The 3,551-nt window shown below is 63.0% G+C and carries 4 protein-coding genes; 1 reads left to right on the forward strand and 3 read right to left on the reverse strand.

What is annotated here, in order from left to right; genetic code table 11:
* Positions 1-495, reverse strand: a 495-nt coding sequence (locus ENZ75_RS25170; protein ID WP_128278395.1) for an STAS domain-containing protein, incomplete at its 3' end; no start/stop codon positions are given.
* A 76-nt stretch (positions 496-571) separates the two neighbouring features.
* On the opposite strand from ENZ75_RS25170, the gene dgcA reads away from it, so the two are divergent.
* Positions 572-1,555 carry an N-acetyl-D-Glu racemase DgcA gene (dgcA, locus tag ENZ75_RS25175; RefSeq protein ID WP_063167912.1) on the forward strand — a complete coding sequence of 328 codons (984 nt, stop codon included), beginning with the start codon at positions 572-574 and terminating at the stop codon, positions 1,553-1,555.
* On the opposite strand, the gene ENZ75_RS25180 is transcribed toward dgcA, so the two are convergent.
* Complete coding sequence (locus ENZ75_RS25180; protein WP_063167911.1) at positions 1,526-2,740, reverse strand: MFS transporter; 1,215 nt, start codon at positions 2,738-2,740, stop codon at positions 1,526-1,528. The genes dgcA and ENZ75_RS25180 overlap by 30 nt on opposite strands.
* A gap of 123 nt (positions 2,741-2,863) precedes the next feature.
* Positions 2,864-3,551, reverse strand: a 688-nt coding sequence (locus ENZ75_RS25185) for a UDP-2,3-diacylglucosamine diphosphatase (RefSeq protein WP_164887986.1), incomplete at its 5' end; no start/stop codon positions are given.

A 3,551-nucleotide genomic window follows, 5' to 3' on the forward strand; every position in this document is an offset into this window, starting at 1 on the left:
CATCTGCGCGCCACGGATGATGGCGCCGAGGATGTTCATCGAGGCCAGAAAATCGTCGCGCATCTCGTAGACCCGGCGGCCAACCGCCTCCAGCGCGCGAATGACGATGTTGGGCGGTCGCACCGGGCCGGATTCGGGTTCGCGCCGCACGGCCTCGCCGACAGCTTCGAGCAGGATCGAAGCGATCTCGCTCTGGCCTTGCATCTGGATTTCGACACCCTTCTTCTCGAAGGCGCTGACCAGCCGGTCGATCAGCCAGGCGCCGGCAGTGTCCATCTTCTCGATCTTGGAAACATCGAGCGCCAAGATTTTGAAGCCGCTTCGCTTTTCGATCTTGCGCATGTCGGCGTCGACGAGTGCAACGGTCCGTGTCGTCCAGATTCCGGAGAAAGCGCAGCCAAGAACGCCGTCCTCCTCGCCGATCGCCACGCGCGGTTCGTGGTCAGCCTCCCCTGCGGTCGTGCCGCTTGCGTCGCGCTTGCCGATGGTCAACATGGCGTCCTGTTTAGCCTGACGGGTCTGACCTGTCGATTTGCCGACAACGCTTGTCGCACAGCAGGAGCAGAAAAATATGGCGCGTGTCATTTCGGTCGAGGCCGAGCGTTTTCCCATCGCCGGAACCTTCACCATTTCGCGCGGTTCCAAGACCGAAGCCGAAGTGATCTCCTGCACGATCAGCGACGGCGGCCATTTCGGCCGCGGCGAATGCGTCCCCTACAAGCGCTATGGCGAGACGATTGAGGGCGTGCGCGAGGCGATCGACGCCATGCGCGGCCGGATCGCCGATGGCATCAGCCGCAGCGCCTTGCTCGATGCCATGCCGGCCGGAGCCGCCCGCAACGCCTTAGACTGCGCCCTATGGGATCTGGAGGCGAAGCTCAGCGGAACATCGGTGGCGGTTGCGATAGGTGCTGTTCCCTTGCAGGCGCTCGAAACCGCCTACACGCTGTCGCTGGGCGAGCCGGAGGCGATGGCGGCGCAGGCCCGCGCCAATGCGGCGCGGCCGCTGCTCAAGGTCAAGATCGGCGGCGACAACGACATTGCCCGCATCCGGGCGGTCAGGCAGGCAGCGCCAGACAGCCGCATCATCCTCGACGCCAATGAGGGCTGGAGCGACGACAACATCGTTGCGAACCTCGCCTTTGCCGCCGAACAAAGCATCGCGCTGATCGAACAGCCGCTGCCGGCCGGTCATGACGAGATCCTGCGCCATATCGCCCATCCGGTGCCGATCTGCGCCGATGAAAGCGTGCACGAGGCTAAGAATCTCGAAGCGCTTGTCGGTCTTTACGATGCCGTCAACATCAAGCTCGACAAGTCGGGGGGCCTGACGGCGGCACTGGTGCTGCGCGATCGCGCCCGCGAACTCGGTTTCGGCGTGATGGTCGGCTGCATGGTCGGCACCTCATTGGCGATGGCGCCAGCGGTGCTGCTTGCCCAGCATGCCGATTTCGTCGACCTCGACGGTCCGCTGCTGCTTGCCCGCGACCGGGTACCGGGCCTTGTCTACCAGGGATCGCTGGTGTCACCGCCCGATACGGCGCTCTGGGGCTGAGCGCGCAGCAAGGCCGATCAGCGCCAGTCCGATCAACGCAATCGGGATCATGGCAAAGAAGCCGTCGACACCGAGACGGTCGTAGAGCGGGCCGGACGCCAGCGTCACCACCGCCATGAAGAAGCCGTTGGAGAAATAGGCAATGCCTTGCGCGGCACCTGTCCGCTCCTCGGAGATCGTTTCGCCGATCATCTTCTGCAGCCCGATCAGCCCCAGCGCCACCGAGACCGAGTGCAGCGACTGGACAGCGAAGAAGCCGGGAATGCCGAGGCCGAGCGGCCAGACCAGCGGAAAGGCGATCCAGCGCACGATGGAGCCGATTCCGGCCATCACCATGACCGACACGACGGAGAACCGGCCGAAAAAGCGGGTGAACATCATGAACATGCAGACTTCCGACACCACGCCCCAAGCCCATAAGAGACCGACTACCGAATCGCCGAGGCCGATCGACTTCCAGTAGATGGAGACGAAACCGTAGAGGAATGCGTGGCTGGCGGTGATGACGCCGACGCCCGTGGAAAAATACAGGAAATACGGGTTGAGAAGCTTCGGCGCTGAATGCTGGATGTCGGTGGCCGACAGCGGCGAGGCGCGCCGCGGACGGCCAAGGCGCGGCGCCAGCAGGCCGGCGGCAAGGGCGGCGGCAAACGCCACCAGAATGATAACCGGAACGGCTTGTGAACCGGTTACCGACAGAATGAAGCCGCCGGCGATATTGGCGAACAAATAGGAAATCGAGCCCCATTTGCGCATGCTTGTGTAGTTCGAACCGAAGCGGCGGACACCCGAAAGAGCCAGCGAATCGGCGATCGGCGAATGCGGCGTCCAGACGATGGTCAGCGTCAGCGAGACCGCCAGCACCATCGCATAGGTGGGTGTCAGGAAATAACCTGCCGACAAAAGCAGCGACGCAGCCATCAGCGCGACATAGACATCGGCGCGGTCCCTGGCACGGTCGGCCAGCGCGGTCAGCAGCGGCGTCGTCACCACGCGCAGGAACATCGGCGCCGCCAGAATGACCGCGATCTGCTCGGCATGAAAACCCTTGGCCTGCAGCCACAACGGAAAATACGGCAAATGCGTTCCGAGCGGCACGAAAAGCGTCGCGAACATCAGGCTCATGCGCAGTTCGAAATGGCGCGGCTTGACGAGTTGTTCGGGCGAGAGCTGCGGCAGGGACATGAATCGATCCAATCGCGCTGTATTCGGCCGGAGGGCAACGCGTATCGATCCCTTAACATGGACGAAAACCGGACGAAACCGGTTGGACTAATTGATTGATTCCGAAGCCGAAAGGACTTCGGACTAGGCCGCCTGCCCTACCCGGTCCTCGATGAGCAGCGGGATAAAGGGCTCGTCCGGCACCTCGGGCAGCACCTGCGCCCAAGTCAGGATTTCCATGCGGCCGTCAAAATGCTCGACCACAGCCGTACAACTTTCCACCCAGTCGCCGGTGTTGATGTACTGGACATCGCCAAAATTTTCGATGACGGCATGATGGATGTGGCCGCAGATGACGCCATCGACATGCGAACGGCGCGCCTCGTCGGCAAGCATGGTCTGGAACGAGCCGATGAAGTTCACCGCCTTCTTGACGTTGTGCTTGGCCCAAGACGAAAAGGACCAATAAGGCAGGCCGAGCAGCTGGCGCAGCCGCGTCACCACGCGGTTGACCAGCATGGCCGCGTCATAGGCGTGGTCACCGAGATAGGCGAGCCAGCGCGCATTGTGGACCACGGTGTCGAACTGGTCGCCATGGATGACGAGCAGCCGCTTGCCGTCGGCGGTCTCGTGGATGGCGCGATCGGCAACGACGATGCCGCCGAAATGCACGCCCTGGAACTGGCGGGCGAACTCGTCATGGTTGCCGGCGATGTAGGTGATGTTGGCGCCCTTGCGCGCTTTGCGCAGCAGTTTCTGCACGACGTCGTTGTGGCTTTGCGGCCAATGCCAGCTCCGTCGCAGCCGCCAGCCATCAACGATGTCACCCACC

This window comes from Mesorhizobium sp. M7A.F.Ca.CA.002.04.1.1 (genome assembly GCF_004022805.1).
Classification (GTDB): Bacteria; Pseudomonadota; Alphaproteobacteria; order Rhizobiales; family Rhizobiaceae; genus Mesorhizobium; species Mesorhizobium ciceri.